Annotated in this window: 16 protein-coding genes; 8 read left to right on the top strand and 8 right to left on the bottom strand. The window is 63.9% G+C overall.

Features of this window, described 5'->3' with window-relative positions:
- Positions 1 to 5: 5 nt before the first annotated feature.
- From ACOGI7_RS10055 to ACOGI7_RS10035, 5 genes are all read right to left on the bottom strand, one after another.
- Complete coding sequence (locus tag ACOGI7_RS10055; RefSeq protein ID WP_419848625.1) at positions 6 to 422, bottom strand: type II toxin-antitoxin system VapC family toxin; 417 nt, start codon at positions 420 to 422, stop codon at positions 6 to 8.
- On the bottom strand, positions 419 to 697 hold the full coding sequence (locus ACOGI7_RS10050; RefSeq protein ID WP_419848624.1) for a type II toxin-antitoxin system Phd/YefM family antitoxin: 279 nt from the start codon (positions 695 to 697) through the stop codon (positions 419 to 421). The genes ACOGI7_RS10055 and ACOGI7_RS10050 overlap by 4 nt, the downstream gene beginning before the upstream one ends.
- 73 nt (positions 698 to 770) lie before the next feature.
- Positions 771 to 1,694, bottom strand: coding sequence for an LLM class flavin-dependent oxidoreductase (locus tag ACOGI7_RS10045; protein ID WP_419848623.1), 924 nt, complete (start codon positions 1,692 to 1,694; stop codon positions 771 to 773).
- Between the two features lie 10 nt (positions 1,695 to 1,704).
- Complete coding sequence (locus ACOGI7_RS10040; protein ID WP_419848622.1) at positions 1,705 to 3,480, bottom strand: DEAD/DEAH box helicase; 1,776 nt, start codon at positions 3,478 to 3,480, stop codon at positions 1,705 to 1,707.
- A 29-nt stretch (positions 3,481 to 3,509) separates the two neighbouring features.
- Positions 3,510 to 8,522 (bottom strand): RecQ family ATP-dependent DNA helicase, encoded by a 5,013-nt coding sequence (locus ACOGI7_RS10035; protein WP_419848621.1) that lies wholly within the window; start codon positions 8,520 to 8,522, stop codon positions 3,510 to 3,512.
- Between the two features lie 224 nt (positions 8,523 to 8,746).
- Between ACOGI7_RS10035 and ACOGI7_RS10030 the strand changes: the two genes are divergently transcribed.
- Both ACOGI7_RS10030 and ACOGI7_RS10025 read left to right on the top strand, forming a co-directional pair.
- Positions 8,747 to 9,664, top strand: coding sequence for an HNH endonuclease (locus tag ACOGI7_RS10030; RefSeq protein WP_419848620.1), 918 nt, complete (start codon positions 8,747 to 8,749; stop codon positions 9,662 to 9,664).
- A 44-nt stretch (positions 9,665 to 9,708) separates the two neighbouring features.
- A complete protein-coding gene (locus ACOGI7_RS10025; protein WP_419848619.1) occupies positions 9,709 to 9,876 on the top strand; it encodes a hypothetical protein in 168 nt (55 codons plus the stop codon).
- Positions 9,877 to 9,882: 6 nt separating this feature from the next.
- Here ACOGI7_RS10025 and ACOGI7_RS10020 read toward each other — a convergent pair whose 3' ends face one another.
- Entirely contained in the window at positions 9,883 to 10,830 is a 948-nt protein-coding gene (locus ACOGI7_RS10020) for an alpha/beta hydrolase (RefSeq protein WP_419848618.1), read from the bottom strand.
- Positions 10,831 to 10,889: 59 nt separating this feature from the next.
- On the opposite strand from ACOGI7_RS10020, the gene ACOGI7_RS10015 reads away from it, so the two are divergent.
- Positions 10,890 to 11,693, top strand: coding sequence for a thioesterase family protein (locus tag ACOGI7_RS10015; protein WP_419848617.1), 804 nt, complete (start codon positions 10,890 to 10,892; stop codon positions 11,691 to 11,693).
- Here the strand turns inward: ACOGI7_RS10015 and ACOGI7_RS10010 are convergent.
- Both ACOGI7_RS10010 and ppgK read right to left on the bottom strand, forming a co-directional pair.
- Positions 11,687 to 12,496, bottom strand: coding sequence for an SDR family NAD(P)-dependent oxidoreductase (locus ACOGI7_RS10010; RefSeq protein WP_419848616.1), 810 nt, complete (start codon positions 12,494 to 12,496; stop codon positions 11,687 to 11,689). The genes ACOGI7_RS10015 and ACOGI7_RS10010 overlap by 7 nt on opposite strands.
- A gap of 54 nt (positions 12,497 to 12,550) precedes the next feature.
- Positions 12,551 to 13,318: a polyphosphate--glucose phosphotransferase gene (gene ppgK / locus ACOGI7_RS10005; protein WP_419848615.1), complete on the bottom strand. Its 768-nt coding sequence runs from the start codon at positions 13,316 to 13,318 to the stop codon at positions 12,551 to 12,553.
- Between the two features lie 142 nt (positions 13,319 to 13,460).
- On the opposite strand from ppgK, the gene ACOGI7_RS10000 reads away from it, so the two are divergent.
- From ACOGI7_RS10000 to ACOGI7_RS09980, 5 genes are read left to right on the top strand one after another with little or no spacing between them, the layout of a single operon-like run.
- On the top strand, positions 13,461 to 14,255 hold the full coding sequence (locus ACOGI7_RS10000; RefSeq protein WP_419848614.1) for an SDR family NAD(P)-dependent oxidoreductase: 795 nt from the start codon (positions 13,461 to 13,463) through the stop codon (positions 14,253 to 14,255).
- A 25-nt stretch (positions 14,256 to 14,280) separates the two neighbouring features.
- Complete coding sequence (locus tag ACOGI7_RS09995; RefSeq protein ID WP_419848613.1) at positions 14,281 to 15,990, top strand: thiamine pyrophosphate-binding protein; 1,710 nt, start codon at positions 14,281 to 14,283, stop codon at positions 15,988 to 15,990.
- A gap of 60 nt (positions 15,991 to 16,050) precedes the next feature.
- Positions 16,051 to 17,067: a FecCD family ABC transporter permease gene (locus ACOGI7_RS09990; RefSeq protein ID WP_419848612.1), complete on the top strand. Its 1,017-nt coding sequence runs from the start codon at positions 16,051 to 16,053 to the stop codon at positions 17,065 to 17,067.
- Positions 17,064 to 18,050: a FecCD family ABC transporter permease gene (locus tag ACOGI7_RS09985; protein WP_419848611.1), complete on the top strand. Its 987-nt coding sequence runs from the start codon at positions 17,064 to 17,066 to the stop codon at positions 18,048 to 18,050. The genes ACOGI7_RS09990 and ACOGI7_RS09985 overlap by 4 nt, the downstream gene beginning before the upstream one ends.
- Positions 18,040 to 18,846 (top strand): ABC transporter ATP-binding protein, encoded by an 807-nt coding sequence (locus ACOGI7_RS09980; protein ID WP_419848610.1) that lies wholly within the window; start codon positions 18,040 to 18,042, stop codon positions 18,844 to 18,846. Before ACOGI7_RS09985 ends, ACOGI7_RS09980 begins: the two co-directional genes overlap by 11 nt.
- The last annotated feature ends 23 nt before the right edge of the window (positions 18,847 to 18,869 follow it).

Below are 18,869 nucleotides of genomic sequence, written 5' to 3'. Positions count from 1 at the left end.
CGCGGCTACCGCAGCGGCACGATCTCCAAGCGGCCAGTTTGATTGGCCCACGCTTGTATTCGGCGGTCGGCGGTGGCGAGCGGAAGATTCTCGCTCAGTGCAGTGGCCACGATCATCTGGTCCATCGGATCGTCGTGGAAGCCGCTGTCAGCGAGTTCGATGCCGTCGATGAGGACATCGCCCGTGAGCGGAATCTCACGCAGTCCGCTGCGCAGAAGATCCTGTCGAAGCCCGGCAATCGGAGGCAGCTTGACCGCCGGGTTGTTCTTGCGACGCGCATGTCTCATCTCCCAGAACGTGATCGCCGAAACTGCGGCATTGCCGACGGAGACCCGAGCATCGATCTCCGCTTGCACTTCAAGGCTGATTTTGGACGTGTCGCCAACAACGCTCCACAGCAGGACATTGGTGTCGAGAATCATTCGGTGTCGTCTGCCCCGGCGCTGTCTATGATGTCGGCCCACTCTGTGGCGGTGAATGCTTTGGGAAGGCCCTCTTCGGGTATCCGCACCCTGTCTTTGTAACGGCCGCAGATGCCGGGAGCTTCCGATGTGACCGGCATCAAAATCGACACGGGCCTGCCTCGCTTGGTGATGAGAATCGACTCACCTGTCTGATCCACTTCATCCATGAGTTGGAGGCACTTGGTTTTGAACTCTCCTGCAGGAACAACCCGGGCAACGTTGTTTGGTGTCACAGCTACCAGGCTAACGATTCCAACCATAGACGACAACCATGGTCAAGTATCCTCCATCAATCCACGCCCGGCTTCATTGGAACCGAGGCATGACGTGGGCCGCGAACAACTCCATCGAACGGCGGATGTTGCTGTCGTCGACTCCGGGCATGTTCATCCCCAGCACCAGTGTCTCGGCCTCGCCCTCCCGCTCGGTGCGGAAGCCGCCGAGCTTGTTCTCGATGGCCTTGATGGCGGTGTTCACATCGCCGGCGATGAAGTGGGCGCGGGGATCGGCGTCCCACCAGTCGCCTCCGGATTCCTTGGTCCATCGCATGTAGCGGGTGTGGACATGGGTCGCTCCCGCACCCCACTCCTCCCAAGCGGCATCGGCATCGTCACTGATGTAGAGCCACAGCAGTTCAGGCTCCCGGGACCAGTTCATGGTCTCCACCACGAACCGATGGCGACGGCGGCCAGCGGGGGAGCCGCCGCCGTAGAAGATGCGGGGATGGGGCCGGGTGTGGGGCTTGGGATACACCGACACGTCCGACACGGAGAAGTGTTCCCCGATGAAGGAGTAGTGGTCGCCGCTCCAGCACCCGTAGAGGATCTCCAGCGCTTCGTCGGCGATTTCTGACCGCCTGTCGAAGTCCACATCCAAAGCAGCGAACTCGGAGGTCACATACCCCGCGGACAGCCCCAGAATGAGCCGCCCTCGGGAGATGACGTCCACAGTGGCCGCGTCCTCAGCCAGCCTCACTGGGTTGTACAGCGGCAACAGGGCAATAAAAACGCCGATGTCGATGACCGACGTGTGGGCGGCCGCCGCCGCGGCGATGGGCAGCACCGACGGGGAGTAGCCATCGTCGCTGAAATGGTGCTCGGTCAGCCACACCGAGTCGAAGCCCAGATCCTCCGCCAACCGCATCTGGGCGAAGCTCTCGTCATACACCTCCGCCCACGGCTTCGAATCCCCCGGCAGCCTCCGAAACGAGAAATACACCCCGAACTTCATCTTGCGCTCTTCAGCGGCGGGCCGCCTGGAGCAAACGACCCATCGGGCCATCGCCGGAATAGGTGACGGTCAGCGTTTCGGTCGCCCTGGTCATGGCAACGTAAAGAAGTCGTTGACGGGTCTCGTCATCGTCGTCGTTTCTTGTCCAAATGTCGTTGACACCGCCGATGAGAACATGAGGGTATTCGAGTCCCTTCAGTAGCTGGAGGGTGGCCACCCGTACGCTGCCGCGCATCGACACCACTTGGTCCCGCTCCTGCTGTGCGTCGAGTGCTGGAATTCGCTCTGCTCTCAGTGTTCGCTGCAAGGTGATCCGCAACTCTTTCGACCCCGACATGATGACGATGTCGTCAGGTGTGGCCCCGTTGCGGAGAAATTCGGCTGTTTTCTCTGTCAGCGTCTCAGCCTCGGTTCTCAAATCGGGGCACTCCAAAAGAACCGGGGGCTTACCATGGCGCAGTGCGGCCTCGGGCATGACCAAGGTGTCTAGATCATCTGGAGATGCCTGGTTCGCGCTGGGCTGGCCGATTCCCGCAATCGCTCCCAACGCAAAGTCGAGCGTTTCCTTCGTGTTGCGGTAGTTCTCTCGGAGAATGGTCGACCGGCCCCGGGCGGTCACACCCGGTGGATTCCAGTTCATCTTGCGTCGGTAGACGTTCTGCGCGCTGTCCAAGGCGATGATGAAGTGCCGCAGCTCCACCGCGAGTTCGTGTCTGCCCATGGCCCACGAGAGGTCGAGTCCAGAATTGCCCAGATCTTGGGCCTCATCCACAAGCACCATGTCATACCTCTTAGCCGGTGGGAGGATGCTGGCCGCGGCGATCGCTTGTTTGCGCCGGGCTTGGAACGCATCATCGTCGCGGCCTTGTGCAGGCGTGCGTCCAGCTTGGCGGATGACCCTGCTGGCCAGGGAATCGACGGTGGACACCGTCACGTTCTCCACATTTTCAAGCTCTGCTTCGAGGGCCTGTGCGAGAGCGATGTTGTAACACACCAGTAGGATGCGCCAGCGGGGCATGTTCTCGCCGATATAGCGGGCTCGGTGGGTGAGGACCAGGGTCTTGCCGCTTCCGGCCACTCCTCGGATGAGGCGGTAGCCGGGTCCGAGGTGCTCTGCTAGGCGCTCTTGGGTCAGATCCAAAACCCGAATCATCTCTTCAGATGTCTGGGGACCGGTGTCGAACATCTGACCCTGCCGACCGATCACGATCTTGGGATTGATCTCGGCTCGTACCCGTGCTTGGCCCTGGTTGTTGAGCGGAGGCCGTTGCCCGCCGAGTATCTGCCGGATGGCTGCCAGCAGGGTGTCTTCATGGAAATCTTCTGAATGAAGCCGGGGCACATTGTCGTCGGCCAAAGACAGGGGCTGGTCGCGGCGAACATCAGGCAATGCCAGCGCCCGAGCGACGAACAGCGACCTGATCCTGTGTTGCAATCCGATGACCCTGGCGATGATGGCCTGTTGAGCCTGGTCGAGGTCAACGCGCGGCTGGCGGCGAAAGCGGCTCCGCTTGTTGGCGCCAAGAGGTCGGAGCGTGGGGGATTCCAGCACCAATATGCCCGCGGCCGGGTCGAACACGACCAAATAGGGGACTGACTCGCTGCTGGTGTCAGAAGCTTCGTACCCAAGATCGCGCCGCTGCGCTGAGGCGGTGTCGTCGCCAGTACGCTCAAGTGATACCACCACATCGTGGGGTGTCGCGTCGCGCAGCAGGCGGGCGGCGGTCTTGAGCCTTTCGGGTATGTCGTTTCGGCTGGGAATATTCTCGGGAATCAGGCTGGCCACAGCGTGCCAACCTACACTTCAAGCAAATTTCAGTCTTGTTCGGCGATCTCCAGATACTGGTATCGGGTTCCTTCCAATTTTCCCTGCCGCTTGTTGAGGATCTTGTCTTCAATCAGCTTGTTGACGGCCTTCTCGACTCCTTCTCGGTTGAGGAAGGCCAACCTCCCAAAGGCAGGATGTTTAGCCAAGCGCTCGGGGAGTTCGTATTGGCCGCCGCTCTGTCCGGCCAGAGTGTTGACGATGCGCTGGCGCGAGTAGCGCGCTCCGGCGGTGCTTTGTACCAGCTCTGTGATGATGGCGTTGACCGGCAGTGATTCGAGGAGGCCCTCTCGAGTCAGGTGGCTATCGGCCCATGGCCTGGGAAGTTCAACGCATAGATCGCACTGTTCGCAGGACTCGGGTGCCTCTGTCCCCAAATACTCGAGCATCTTCTTTCGCCGGCATCCGTTGGAGGAATGGGCCAGGTCCTTCGCATCGTTGGACTTTTCTTCTGTCAAGCGCCTGCGGTCTTCGGCTGACCGCTCGATATCCGCCCACGGGGGATCGGTGTCGAGCAACTCCAACACCCAAGCGTATTTCCAGGCGGTGAAGCCCAAGATGTCCCGTTTGTTCAGCTCCAAAAGGTCGGCAGCAATGTCCCAGGGCTTTTGGGTCAGATTCTGAGCCCAGGTTGGTGCGTAGTACTCATCGCCCTCCTGCTGTTCGACCAGAGCCAGGATGCGCCGAGCCCGCTGAGCCAATTCCAGATCCTCTCTTTCCAGCTCTTCGACCAGGCGCTCGGTGTCTCCCACAACTGCGATCCGACCTTTCCAGATGGTGTCTGGGTGCCGTTGGACCGCGCCAGCTTCTTGGAGATAGTGGACAGCCAGAGCAGTGCTGACCGACTCAGGGTCGCCGTCATAGCCCCTTTCGGCCAGTTCCTCCGGGTCGTAGGCGTGGGTGCCCATCGTCAGTTGCGACCAGATCCGCTTCACTTGCTCGATGCGGGGTGCCGAGCTTTTGATGAATATCCGGTGGACTGAGCAATCCCGTGGCATGGTCAACAGGACCGCGGTGCCGGTGTCCGGTCCCGTTCCTGTAGCGGCGCCCCGAGCCGCCCGACCGGTTTCCTGCACGTATTCCTCGATGGAGGCGGGCATCTCCAGGTGGACGATCAGGGAGATGTCGGGCTTGTCGATCCCCATGCCGAATGCTTTGGTGGCTACCACAACGTCGATCTCGCCGTGGCGGAAAGCGTCCTCGATGTGCTGTCGCTGCGGGTGATCCATGCCTCCGTGGTAGGCGAAGGCGTTGTGGCCAGCTGAACGGAGCAGATTGGTGATGGCAGCGGCCTGTCTACGGGTGGGCACATAGACGATTGCGGGTTGGAGGCGGAACGCCTCCACGATCTGAACTACCCGCAGGTCGCGGTCGCGGCCATTGTCGCAGTGCTCGGTGTAGTAGCGGATCTCCGGTCGATCAGGCGAAAGGACAATGGGTTTGCCTTGCAGGTCTAATTCGAGAAGATCGGCGATCTCCTCTTGCACCCTTGGAGTGGCGGTGGCGGTGACGGCCAAGATCGGAGGTCGGGGATGCTCGGCGATCCGCTTGATGGCCTCGGGGATGGCGGCATACTCCGGTCGGAAGGAATGGCCCCATTGGGAAATGCAGTGGGCTTCATCGACCGCGATCCGGGCCACCCCGATTTTGGACAGCTCGGCCACGAACTCTTGGGACCAGAGCCGCTCGGGGCTGACATAGAGCAGCTTGTAGTGGCCCTGACCGGCCCCTCGCAGTATTTCTCGCCACTCCCCTTGGGGGATGCCGCTGTGAATGGCGGCTACCTTGACCACGCCCCTGGCCCGGAGGTTCTCGGCTTGGTCGTTCATCAGCGCGACCAAGGGGGAGATCACCAGGGTCACGCCAGGAGATAGCAGGGCCGGGATTTGAAAGGTGACCGACTTGCCCGACCCGGTGGGAAGCACCGCCAGCACATCGTCGCCCCGCATAAAGCGGAGCATGGTGTCTCGCTGGCCAGGCCGCCACTGCGCGAACCCGAAGCGCTCTCGAACTTGTTCGAGGCGCTGGTCGATCACATCCTCGTCGGCGAGGTCAGCCTCGGAGAGTTCCAGGTCGTCCAACTCTGACCACGGGTCGGCACTGGGCAGTGCCTGGAGCCGCTGGCGCATCGCCTCATCGAAAACCACATCTCCGAGATGGTCGGCGATGAGCTGATAGGCGTCTTCAGCGTGGTTGGCCCGCTCCAGTCGAGGGGGGCCGGGGAGGGTGCCGAGGATCTGGTCTCGATAGGGGACGGCTCGACACAGTCGGTTATCCAAAATCACTGTGACCCCACGGTCGTGCTCGGTGCGGATCAGGCGGCCAGCGCCTTGGGCGAAGCGAATGGCCGCTTTGGGCACGATGTAGTCGGCAAACGGATCCTTGCCGCGACGTTCCATCAGCTCTGTTCGCGCCCCAACCACAGGATCGGCGGGTGAGTCGAAGGGGACTTTTTCGATCACCAAAAGGCTCAGGGCTTCACCGGGAATGTCGACCCCCTCCCAGAAGGAGCGCAGCGCGATCAAGCTTGAGGCCAACTCGGCCCGCATTCGCTCTACCAGAGCGGGTGCAGTGTCATCGCCTTGGGCCAGCAGCGGAAGCTGCTCGCTGTCGAGCACCGGACGGGCATGATCCCGCACGAACTCCATTCGGGACCGAGCAGCCATGAGGACAAGCCCCCGCCCGCCGGTAAGGGTCAGCAGCCGGGGGATCTCCGAGGCCGCCGATGTCTTGAACTCCTCCATCAGTCTTGAGCGGGGAGCGGGCAGGTAGTCGGTTCGCAGCACCATGTGGTTGTCGGACAACCAGGCAAAGGGGCTGTCGAGAGCGCTGGTTTCGGCGCCGCGGCGCAAACCCAGGGTGTCGAGGATGTAGCCGAAGCTGTTTCCCACTCTCAGCGTGGCCGAGGTGAGTACGGCGGTGTCTAGTGAGTCCCACAGCGAACGCAGATAGTCGGCCACGGAGATAGGGGCGCGTTTCAACTCCCATCTCCAGCCGTGCTCGGTGTGATGGGTTCCGCCGATGGCGATCCATTCTTCGTTGTCAGTAGCCCACAGCACATGGCCGATGCTTCTCGCCGTGTCCCTAACCTGTGTTCCCAACCGGCCGATCCGGGCCTCCAAGCGGTGGCGCCTATAGCCGGGCGTTAACTCATCGGGCAGGTTCACGTCGTTGAATGCGTCGGCCAGTTTGATCAAGGCGTCTTGAAGGCGGCCGCCGGTACCCAGCACCGGCCCCTCGTAGTCGGGGTGTCGGGTGTCGGCACCCCGCTTGATTCGGTATGACACCGGGTATGCGTCTTCTTGTCCGGCCCCGGTTCGGATTCTCAGGTAGTGAACCAGGGCTGGGCCGAATTGGGCTGATGCCGACTGGATCTCCTCGGTTGCCCGCAAAATGGCGCTCAGAGGCTCAGCGCCGATTGGCCACCTGGCTGCTCGGGCGAGGCTGGCCGCCATCCCACTGCGGCTCGAAGGATCCCAGACGGAATTGCATAAATCAGCGATGTCGTCTTGAGACACCTCGTCGGAGAGAGCGTCGGTGGCGGCGTCTTCCAGGTTGTGGGCCTCATCCAGAATCAGGTGCTTGGAATGGTGCAGCCAGTCGTCCCACGTCACCAGCAGGGCATGGTTGAGCACAGCCACATCGGCGCGAGGCAAAAGATCGCGGGCTCGGCGAAAGAAATCCCGCTTTTCGAGCGGCGACCCGGCCGGTCCGCCCGGCGCTTCGGCCACGCTGAGTAGGCGGCGGATGCGGCGCAGTTCGGGAATCCTCTTCTCAATGGCGCCGGTGCGAAGGTCGTCCCAGTCGCCCGTTCTGGTTTGCGCCACCCAGCCGCAGAGAATGGCGAGGACCAATATCTCGGAATAGCTGAAGGGGGCAGAGGGGGAGATGCCGTCCCTTTCGTCGGGAGCGGTGTTAGCCGAGGCCAAGGTGTCCAATTCTCCGTCGAGTGAGTCCAGGCTGATGTAGTTGGCCATTCCCTTGAGCAGGACGTGGGTAAACGGACCGATGTCTTTCTGGAGTTCTTCCAAAGTGGTCATCACCTGGTCTTGGAGCACCTTCGAATGGGGGGCCACGACCACGGGCTTTTGGGCGGCTTGTCCGTATGCAATGGCGGGAGTGAGGTAGGCCAGGGTCTTGCCCGTTCCGGTGGGGGCCTCGATCAGGCGGCGACCTCCCTGATCGAGCGTATGGGCAATGAGCTCAGCCATCTCGGTTTGCTGTTTGCGGGGCTCACGGGCTTGACCCATCAACGTGCCGCCTGCTTGGAACATCTCAGTAACGGCATCAGGCCTGAATTGTGTTGCTGATGGTCGCGGCTGCGGGGGTTCGGGAAGCGGCACGACGTCTGCTAGGGGAGTGCGTGCAGATTGGGGCGACAGGAATGAAGCCCACGGGTGGTCACCAGCGTTCAAGATCCACCGTTGAAGACAGCGCATGGGCGTATCGTCTTCCATGGCATCCAGCAGCCGCTTTAGGACTCGATGCAGCAGCAGCGCATCGTCCAAGGCCCGGTGGTGGCCGCGGGGCTGATCGCCGAAGAAGTGCCTAGCCAGCTCGTCCAGGCTTCGTCCCTTGGGTGGTATTCCATTATCTACATTGCTGCTGATGCCTTTGCCGGCTCGCGGAAAAACGACATGGGCCAGTTCTAAGCTGTCGAGGCGCTGGCCGTCGGGGATCGGCAGATTCGAGGCGTCAAGAAGCGTGAAATCGTATCCAAACCCGTTGTGAGCAATCAGCGGTCGGTTGCCAGCGAAGCGGCGGAAGGAGTGCAGGGCTTCGGCCAGAGGGGGTGCATCACTCACCATCTCCTGGGTGATCCCGGTGACTTCCTGTGTTTGAGGGCGTAGCTGCCTCGCCGGTCGAGCCAGGGTCTGCAACCGGTCCGTTTCCTCGCCGTCGCGGATCAGAACTGCGCCGATCTCGATAATCTCGTGCTGCGGCGGATGGGCTTGGTCGGCATTGGCTTCCAAGTCGAAAACCACATACTCAGACACAGCCACGAAGCGGAACATAGTGATTTGTTCCTGCTGGCTCACATTTGTGGTGGCCCCTCGTAGCCCGGCATTGCCATGGCCGCTCTGATGCATACCGCGCCGGTCGAAGCATTCGTCAATCACCTCCGCACCACCGACTCCAGCCTCCTCGACGAATGGGAGAGCCTCCGGAGCGCCTCTGAAACATGACGTCGCCAGCGTAAGATCGCTTCTTGTCCTAGGGTGGCAACGTGGCCTTTGATGCCGCGTGGGACGAACGTGTACGGTCAGCAGCTTTCGCGAAGCTTCGCTTGCTGTCCGATGCCTCCGGTGGCGTTGTCACGTGGAGTGATATTGAGGATGGGTTTTCTTTCGAGGGAAGCCGGATCCTGTTCAAGAATCGGCAAAGGGGCATCTACAAGCCCAAAGTCCTCGATGCTGCTTTGTCTATCACTACGACGTATCGAGCAGACTCGGCCAGTCTCCCCTATGACGATCACTCCGGAGCCGACGGATACATGCGTTACAAGTGGGAGAAAACCGATCCTCTGCTCTGGACCAACCAAGCCTTGCGGGTAGCTCTCGAGGAAGGAGTCCCGCTGATTTGGTTCGTAGGAATTGCCGTGGGTCTCTACAAGCCAATTTTCCCAGTCTTTTTGGTCGACGAAGAGCCGGGGCTTCACCAATTTGTTGTGGCATTAGATGAGGCGCAGCAAGAGCGCTGGTCGGGAGCTGATGCGGCTGACATCCCCTTGCTGCGGGAATATGCCGAGGACGTTGCGAAGAGGCGGCTGCACCAGCCGTTGTTCCGGGCTCGGGTACTGACCGCGTACGGGTCGCAATGCGGAATATGCAGTCTCCGATACCCGGAGCTATTGGATGCTGCTCATATCAGGGCTGATTCTGAAGGAGGTAAGCCAGTAGTCACGAACGGCATCTCAATGTGCAAGATCCACCATGCTGCATATGACAGCCACCTTCTCGGCATCAACTCTGACTACCAAGTCAAAATTCGCCCTGATGTATTGGATGACTCGGATGGGCCGACTTTGAGGCACGCAATTCAAGGCTTGCACGACTCGCCTCTCCACGTGCCACGGCGGCGGGCCGCCAAGCCAGACCGAGACTTGCTGGCCGAGCGCTTCGAGGTGTTTCTCAGAGCTTCTTGATGGAGTCGATGGGGTCGCCAGGCCGGGGTGGCACACTGAAGACGGTGATTGCCGATCGGATCGTGTGTGTGGACTGTGGGGGGTGGTGCCACCGGATCACGTACTGGCCGGAGGATGATCCGCCCGAGCCCGGCGACTCTGTGGCCTACCGCTGTTCGGACTGCGGCGATCGCTGGGACATGGTGCTGGACCGGGAGGATTTTGATGACTGATCGGCCTCAGGGCATCAGCGAGGCGATCCAGGTGTTGAGGCGGGCGGCGTGGGTCTTGGTCATTTCGGAGGGGAGGGCCATGAAGCCGTGGGGGGAGTCGGGGTAGACGGCCAGCTCCACTGGGGATTCGGCGGCGGCTAGGCGGGTGGCGAGGAACAGAGAGTCGTCCAGGAGGTGATCGTAGGTGCCCACCGACACCAGGCAGGAGGGCAGGCCTGATAGGTCGGCGAACAGGGGTGACACGTCGGGGTCACGGCGCTCGGCGTCGGACATCCCCGGTGTGAACGACTCGATCATGAACTGCAACCCCGGCGGGCTCAGCATGTCGGGGTTGCCGCCGTTGCCGAAGATCGACGGGGTGCCCCGCAAGTCGTACCAGCCGAACACGAGGTTGGTCCCCAGCACCTGGTCGATGGCGCCGAGGCGGTCCCGCATCCGCAGCAGCGTGGCTGCGGCCAGATGTCCGCCGGCCGACTCGCCTCCGATGAACATCTTGTCGGTGCCCCAGCGCTCGGGGCCGTGCTCCAGCAGCCAGGCCGCGGCCGCCTCGCAGTCGTCCGGTCCGGCGGGGTAGGGGTGCTCGGGGGCCAGCCGGTAGTCCACCGACAAAACGGCCAGCCCGTGGCGCTTGGCCATGTCCTCGTTGCCCGGGTCGGACATGTTAGGCCGACCCAGAATCCAACCGCCGCCGTGGATGTGCAAGAACATGGCCTTGGGCTCGTCAGGCACAAACATCCTCACCGGGATCTCACCGGCCGGTCCCGGAATGGTCGACTCGACGGCCATCGACGACGGTTCGGGCTCAAAGGACAGCAAGTTCTGCCGCATTATCTGGGTCCGGGCCACCGGGTCGTCGGGCAGGTCGGCGTCGTCGTCGCCGGTGTAGTGCAGGTGCTCCAGAAGGGCAAGGGCTTCAGGGCGGTATCCGTCGATCGTGTCGTTCCAAAGCCTCATCGGTGTCTCCTCTGTTCGTCTCGTGCCCCCCGGCGGGGTGGTACTACCTTGCAGTCTTCGTGGGTGACGATGCCATTTTCTACTTGGACGGTGACACCGTCGTCCCCACGCTCAATGCCCAAGGGCCCTGGGACCCCGGCGTCCAGCACGGCGGCGCAGTAGCAGGGCTGCTGGCTCGAGCAGTAGAGCAAGTGCCCACTCCAGTTCCCATGCGGGTGGCCCGCTTCACCCTCGACATGTTGCGCCGGGTGCCGGTGAAGCCGCTGGCCATCACCACCGAGGTTCTGCGCACCGGCAAGCGGATCCAAGCCGTCCGAGCCGAGCTTTGCGACGGCGACCAGTTGGTGGCGTCGGCAGTCTCAGTACTGGTGCGAACCGGGGCGGGAATAGACGTCAGCCCTTATCGGCAGCCTGATGCCCCACTGCCTCCACCGCCCGGCAGCACCGGAAGACCCGTCGGGCTCGCGCCCCGGGCGCAGATGCCCGAGGGGTTTCCCCACGTGGTGGAGTTCGACCGGGTGGTTGGAGGGCTCAGCGGCGGTACTCCCAGCAAGACCTGGGTTCGGCTTGCGGTTCCCTTCGTGCGGGACGAGGAGACCACCCCGCTGGTGCGGCTGATGGCCCTCTCCGATTTCACCAGCGGCTTGGGCTCGTTCCTGCCCTTCGACCGGTACGTGTCGATCAACCCCGACCTGACGATCCACGTGCTGCGCTATCCCACCAGCGAGCACATCGGCATTGACGCCGAGACCTGGGTCGACGCCGACGGCATCGGCCAATCCCGAGCCCGGCTCTACGACGAGACCGGCCTATGCGCCCTCGGCTCGGCCTCGCTATTCGTCGAGACTCGCGGCAACTACTGAACCGGGGGAGGACCTGCCTCTGGGCCCCCGAGGGCGGCGATGTCGTCGAAGCCGACCACGTGGCCGCTCCAATCGTCGGATTGGCGGATCATCCAGTCGGCGCACTCCGCGGTGTATTCGGGGGTCTTCAGGGTTTCCAGCCCGGCGCCGCCGGTGGCGATCTCGGCGCCCTGGGTGTTGTAGACGTGCCACCACCCTTCGGTGGACACGATGTGGTCTACCCGTAGCACGTTGAACGCCACTCCTTGGCCGCCCAACTCCAGGTGCATGGAGGCGTTCCACCGCTCCATGGCCTGCTTGGACGTAGAGTAGAGGGCCAGGTTGGGGCTGATGGCGGTGGCCGACCCCGAGCTCACGCTGAGCACTCGGCCCGAGCCCCGCTCCAGCATCCCCGGCACCAGCCCCTGGCAGAGCTGCATCGGTCCCACCACTTGCACCCGGAAGGCCCGCTCCCAACGCGACCAGGGCACATCGATGATCGGCCCGTTGGAGGTGTAGCCCGCGTTGTTCACCAGAATGTCGCAGCCCCCGTACCACTCCAGCGTGCGGTCCACGATGCGGGCGGTGTCGTCGGGCGAGGTCAGATTGGCCTGCACGCTGCGGGCCTCGATCCCCTCTTCGCCCAGCGCGGCCACCACCTCGGGTAGCGATCCGGGCAGCACGGCGTCGGGGTCGTCGGTTCCGGTGCGTCCCACCACCACCAGGCGGGATCCGGCCCAGCCCAGCCGGAAGGCGATCTGGCGGCCGATGCCCCGGGTGGCCCCGGTGACCACGGCCACTGAGCCTTCAACGGAAAACGACATGCCTGGACACTAGTGGCGGGCCTGCGAAGCGGCAGTACGGCGAGACCCTGGGGGTCAGCCGGTGTCGGAATGCACTGCGCCTCCACCGACCGATGCCATGGCGGCACCGACAATCCCGGCGTTGTTGCGCATCTGGGCGACAGTGACTTCGGTGTCAATGTCCAGCAGCGGGCCCCAAGTGTCGAAGTCCTTGCTGATCCCGCCACCCAGGATGAACAGGCCAGGCGAGATGATTTTCTCGAGATGCTCCAAATACTGCTTCACCCGGCCCACCCAGGTCGGCCAGTCCAGATTCTCCCGTTTGCGAACCTTGGCCGCGGTCCACACCTCAACATCGTTTTCGTGTCCGGCCAGGTAGAGATGGCCGAACTCGGTGTTGGGCACCAGATTCCCGTTCACAAACACCGAGCTGCCGATCCCGGTGCCGAAGGCGGTGAAGCACACCGTCCCCTTCCGGCCTACCCCGGCCCCGTGGGTCATCTCGGCGATCCCGGCGGCGTCGGCATCGTTGATGATCGTCACAGGAGCGCCGATCCGATTGCTCATCGTCTCAGCGATGTCGACTCCGGCCCACGAGTCGTCCAAATGTGCCACCCACTTGACGGTGCCGCCGACGATGGGGGCAGGAAAGGCGCAGCCCACTGGCCCGGTCCACCCGAACGACGTCACCAGTTCGTAGACCACGTCTGCTACCTCGTCGGGAACGCCCGGTTTCGGGGTGGGAATCCGAAGTCGCTTGTCGAGCAGCTCGCCGGTGTCCACATCCACCGGCGCGGCCTTCATTCCGCTGCCCCCTATGTCGATCCCGAATGCTGCGCTCATAGCCGTCACCGGTTTCCCGCCCGATGAAGGTACCAGCGGCCCTCCTCAGCAGGTGAGTCGGGCGCGGGGTGCGCGAAGCTAGGGCCCACACCGCGAGGCCGGGTTGAGCCCGGCACCGCACTGCTGGGAACGGAGGAGAGCGATGGGCGACATGCTGGCGGGACGGGTAGCGCTGGTATCGGGCATCGGTCCTGGCCTGGGCATCGAGATCGCCCGGCTGTACGCCCGGGAGGGGGCCGACATCGTGATGGGCGCCCGCCGCACCGAGGTGATGGAGCCGCTGGCCGCCGAGATCGAGGCGATGGGCCGCCGCACGGTGTGGCAGTCCACCGACATCACCGATCCCGCCCAGTGCCAGTCGCTGGCTGATGCCGCAGTGGAGAGGCTGGGGCGGCTGGACGTCTGCGTGAACAACGCCTTCAACGACGGCTTCCCCGTCATCAACGTGGAGGACGCCGATTTGGACCGCTGGCGGAACGTGTTCGACGTGAATTTCTTCGGGTCGTTGAACATGACCCGGGCCTGCATTCCCGCCCTGCGGGACTCGGGGGCCGGGCGGGTCATCTTCATCAACACCATGTCCATCCGCATCCGGCAGGCGGGTTGGGGGGCCTACAGCAGCTCCAAGGCCGCGTTGGAGAACATCACCAAGATCCTGGCTAAAGAGCTGGGGGCCGACGGCATCCGGGTGAACAGCGTGCTGCCGGGATACATCTTTGCTGACGCGGTCCGCAACTTCCTCCAAGGCCAAGCCGATGCTCGGGGAGTGGACTATCAGGTGGTCTACGACGAGACCGCGGGGGAGACCGCCCTCAAGTACCTTCCCGATGCCGCGGAGATTGCCGGGGCGGCTCTCTTTTTCGCCTCCGACCTGTCGCTGCCCATCACCGGGGCCTCGCTGGACGTGAACGCCGGGCACTGGATTGGCGGGGCATGACCGCCAAGCTCCTCCTCCTGGTCTGATGAGCGACGGAACCCCTGCGGGAATCGCCATTGCCGAGGTGCTGGCCGACGCCGGTATTACCCACGTCTTCGGGGTACCAGGGGGCTACTCCATCAAGGTGTTCGACGGCCTGAGGACAGTGGCCGACCGGGTACAGAGCGTGAGAGCGGCCCATGAGCACCAGGCGTCGGTCATGGCCGACATGTACGGGAGGCTCACCGGGCGTCCCGGCGTGTTCACCGGCCAGGGGCCGTTCGCCGCCTCCTCCGGGGGATTCGGGCTCATAGAGGGTTTCCTGTCGGGCACTCCCATGCTGGTCCTCACCGAGATGACCGACCACGGCATCCCCCAGCATGCCCCCACCCAGGGCACCACCGGCGACCACGGATCAGTGGATCTGCCCCGCATCTTGTCGGGGATGACCAAGTTCATGAGCGTGGCCACCACCCCCAACGAGGCGGTGCATGCGGTTGAGCTAGCCATCCACCACGCCACCTCGGGCCGGCCCGGCCCGGCCGCGGTTGTGTTCCGCCTCGACGCCATCTTCCGGCGCACCGACGAGTCCCGCCATCCCCGCCTCTATGGGCGGACCCGGGTGGCGTCGGCCGCCCCGCCCCACCCCGACGCCTCGGCGGTGGCCGCCGTGGCCGACTTGCTGGCGGAGGCCAAGCGCCCGGTGATTGTGGCTGGCAACGGCATCAACCAGGCGCAGGCCTACGACCAGTTGGATGCCCTGGCCCAGCGGGCGGCGACCCCGGTGGTGACCACCGCCAAGGCCCGAGGGGTGATCGCCGACGACCACCCGTGGGCGGGCGGGCCGCTCAGCCCCTTCGGCTGGCAGGGGGCGTTCGACCTGCTGGCCCGCGCCGACGCCGTGGTGGTGCTCGGCTCTCGCCTCAACCCCCACGACACCCTGGTGGAGTCGCCCACCTGGCTCGACGCCGACCGCCAGCGCATCGTGCAGGTGGACATCGAGGCCGCCAACCTGGGGGTGAGCTTCCCGGTTGAGCTGGGCGTACACGCCGATCTGGGAGCGCTATTGGCCGAGCTGGTGCCCGCGGTGGGCGTGGACGAAGACCTGGCTGCCGACCGGTGGGCTGAGCTGGCCGACATCAAGTCGAGAGCCGAGGAGCCCCCGGTACTGCACGATTCAGCCCAGCCGGTGCCGCCCCAGCGGGTGATGCAGGTGCTCAACGAGGTGTGGCCGGCCGACGGCCGGATCACCCTTGACGCGGGCAACAACCGCATCTTCGCCTATCACTATCTCCAGGCCCGCACCCCCGGACGGCTGCACCTGCCCGGTGGACACCTGGGCATGGGCTGGGGTCCGCCCGCCGCGCTGGCCGCGGCCATGGTCCATCCCGGCGAGCGGGTGCTGTCGATCAGCGGTGACGGCGGGTTTCTGATGTCGCTGCACAACCTGGCCACCGCGGTGGAGTACAGCCTGCCGGTCACGTTCTTGGTGCTCAACAACCGAATGCTGGGCAACGTCTACGACTTCCAAGGCCCGGACCGCCGCACCGCCGTCGATATCGGCGACCACGACTTCGCCGCGGTGGCCCGGGCATTCGGCATAGGCGGCCACCGGGTGGATGACGACACCGCGCTGGCCGACGCCCTGACCTCGTCGCTGTCCGCCGACGGACCAGTGCTGATCGAAGTGTCCACCGACCCCGACCACTCCTCAGACTTGGTGAGAGTGAGCGATTCCCGCTCGCATTCCCCCTAGCTTCCTCTTAAATCTCGGTTCGCTTTTCATACTGAGTTAGGCAAGCCTTACTCTTGGCGTGTGGGAACAGGTCGCTTGGTGCTCCGGCGTCATGTTGTGAGCCTTCCTTGTGCCGGGGGGCTACTGCTGTTGGTCGGGCTGCTCAGCCTGCGATACGGCGTCCTTGACATCGATATCTCAACCGTCTGGGAATCCATCTGGAGCTACGACCGCAGCGATCAGGGGCAGGTTGTGGTGCGGGAGTTGCGAGTTCCCCGAACCATCATCGGCATACTGGCCGGGGCAGGCTTCGCCGTGGCCGGAGCTCTCACTCAGGGAGTGACTCGCAACCCACTGGGGGCGCCGGGAATCCTCGGCACCAACGCGGGGGCGGCATTCGCCGTAGTGACCGCCATCTACAGCGCGGGCATCACCACGCCAGCCGGATACGTGTGGTTCGCCTTCGCTGGCGCCCTGGGTGCCACGGTGCTGGTGTATCTGGTGGCCTCTGCCGGGGCCAGCGGACCCACACCGGTGAAGCTGGCCCTGGCTGGCGCTGTGATCAGCGCTTTGCTGGGATCATGGACAGCCGCTTTGCTCCTGCTCGACTTAGAGACGCTGGACCAGGCCCGGTTCTGGTTGGCCGGTTCGATCGCCGGACGAGGCACCGAAGAGGTCCAGTTGCTATTGCCGGTGATTGCAGTGGCGCTGGTCGTGGCGCTGTCCATGGGACGTCAGGTGAATGCCCTGAGCCTGGGCGAGGAGGTCGCCACTGGCCTCGGCCAGCGCACCGCGCTGGTGAGGGCAACCGCCGGGCTGTGCGTGGTTGCGCTGGCCGGTTCCGCGGTGGCCATGGCCGGACCAGTGGCATTCGTGGGGTTGGCCGTCCCCCATATCGTCCGCTCAGTGGTCGGCCCCGACTACCGGTGGATCATCCTGTACTCGGCCATTCTCGGTCCGTGCATGCTGTTGGGTGCCGATGTCGTCGGACGGGTGATCGTCACCCCAAGCGAACTCCAGGTTGGAATTGTCTGCGCTGCGGTGGGAGCGCCGTTCTTGATCTACCTGGTGCGGGGCACGAAGTTGGCCCAGTTGTGACCCGGACCGCGAGCCTGTGTACCGCATCCGCGGCCGCGATTTTCGCGCTGGCGGTCGTCGGATTGGTTGTCGGCGATTTCCCCGTACCCGCCCGAGAGGCCATCGCCACCGCGATCTGGGACCGGGGCAGCGAGTTCGACTTCGTGATCAACTCTTTGCGATTTCCCAGAGTGACGGTGGCTGTGCTGGCTGGGATTTGCCTGGCGGTGTCCGGTGCGCTGTTCCAGGCCCTGATCGACAACCCGCTGGTGTCGCCGGACATCATCGGAATCGACACCGGGGCGGCGGCCTTCGCGGTGGCCATTCTGGCCATAGGGCTGGATACCCAGTGGCTGCCCTACGCCGCGTTCGCCGGAGCGGCGGGAACTGCTGCGCTCATCTTCGTGCTCTCATGGCGGCGAGGGTTCAGCGGCGGTCGGTTGGTGCTGGTCGGTATCGGCATCAACGCCCTGCTCACCGCGGTTATTACCTACCTGCTGGTGCGGTTCCCCATTGAGAGGGTCAGCGCCGCAGCTCGCTGGCAAGCCGGGACTCTCTCGTCTTCCTCCTGGAGCGACGCCCGCACCCTGGCCATCGGTCTGGTGGTGCTGTTGCCAGTGGCGTTCTTGCTCATCCGACGACTGCGGGTCATGCAATTGGGCGACGACATGGCCATTGCCTTGGGGGTTGGCCTGGAGCCGAGCCGCCTTGCGGTCATCGCCATCGGCTGCGGACTGGCCGCCATAGTGGTCGCCATGGTCGGGCCGCTTGGCTTCGTCGCCCTGCTGGTCCCCCATGCGGCTCGAGCGCTGGCTGGCACCGGCACCCTCTCGGGGGGAGTGCTGCTGCTGACTGCCTTGTTGGGGGCGGTCATGCTGCTGTCGGCCGACCTGGTGGCCCAGCGTCTCTTTGCCCCGACCGTGTTGCCCGCCGGAGTAGTAACCGCAGCGATGGGCGGGCCGTATCTGCTGTTCGTGCTGAGGAGGTTCAACCGTGCCACCTGAATGGGTACCCAGTCCTACGCTGAATGCTGAAGGGCTATTTGCCGACTACGGGGGACCGCCTGTGGTGAAGAATCTCACCGCCGATATCCCCACGGGCGAGATCACGGCCATCGTGGGAGCCAATGCCTCCGGCAAGTCCACGCTGTTGCGGGCCCTGGCCCGTTTACTACGGCCCACTGAAGGCGCCGTCTATCTCGATGGCGCCGACATCTGCCGCCTGCCTACCCGGTCGGTGGCGGCACGCCTCGGCCTGCTTCCCCAGTCCCCTCGAGTGCCCGACGGGGTTGTGGTTGAAGACCTGGTTCGCCGGGGCCGCTACCCCCATCAGCGCCTCTTCAGCCAATGGTCCAAAACCGATGACCAAGCGGTGGAGCGGGCACTCAATCTGACCGGACTGGTTGAGTTGCGAAGCCGGCCGGTCGACGAACTGTCGGGAGGTCAGCGCCAGCGGGTGTGGATTGCCATGGCATTGGCCCAGGACGCTCCCATGATGCTGCTCGACGAGCCCACCACCTTTTTGGACATCGCCCACCAGGTGGAGATGCTGGATCTTCTAGCCCGGCTCAACCAGGCAGAGAACCGCACGGTGGTGATGGTGCTACACGATCTCAACCAAGCGTGCCGCTATGCGTCCCACATCATCGCCCTTGCCGATGGGCGAATCGAGGCCGCTGGCCCCCCGGCCGAGGTGGTGACCACCGAACTGATCGAGAGGGTCTTCGGACTCAGGGTGAGCGTGATCTCCTGTCCGGTTACCGGAACCCCGCTGTGCATTCCGTACCGGCACAATTATTAGCTACGGTTTGTAAAACTATTTAG

This window comes from Candidatus Poriferisocius sp. (assembly GCF_965204145.1).
Classification (GTDB): Bacteria; Actinomycetota; Acidimicrobiia; order Acidimicrobiales; family Bin134; genus Poriferisocius.
Note: the sequence above shows the minus strand (reverse complement) of the source record. Positions and strands in the feature narration are given on the sequence as shown.

Bases quoted from the DNA above. Each gene is read 5' to 3' on its own strand.
- ACOGI7_RS10055 (WP_419848625.1), bottom strand. From the start codon at position 422: ATGATTCTCGACACCAATGTCCTGCTGTGGAGCGTTGTTGGCGACACG.
- ACOGI7_RS10045 (WP_419848623.1), bottom strand. From the start codon at position 1,694: ATGAAGTTCGGGGTGTATTTCTCGTTTCGGAGGCTGCCGGGGGATTCG.
- ACOGI7_RS10020 (WP_419848618.1), bottom strand. From the start codon at position 10,830: ATGAGGCTTTGGAACGACACGATCGACGGATACCGCCCTGAAGCCCTT.
- ACOGI7_RS10010 (WP_419848616.1), bottom strand. From the start codon at position 12,496: ATGTCGTTTTCCGTTGAAGGCTCAGTGGCCGTGGTCACCGGGGCCACC.
- ppgK (WP_419848615.1), bottom strand. From the start codon at position 13,318: ATGAGCGCAGCATTCGGGATCGACATAGGGGGCAGCGGAATGAAGGCC.
- ACOGI7_RS10000 (WP_419848614.1), top strand. From the start codon at position 13,461: ATGGGCGACATGCTGGCGGGACGGGTAGCGCTGGTATCGGGCATCGGT.
- ACOGI7_RS09995 (WP_419848613.1), top strand. From the start codon at position 14,281: ATGAGCGACGGAACCCCTGCGGGAATCGCCATTGCCGAGGTGCTGGCC.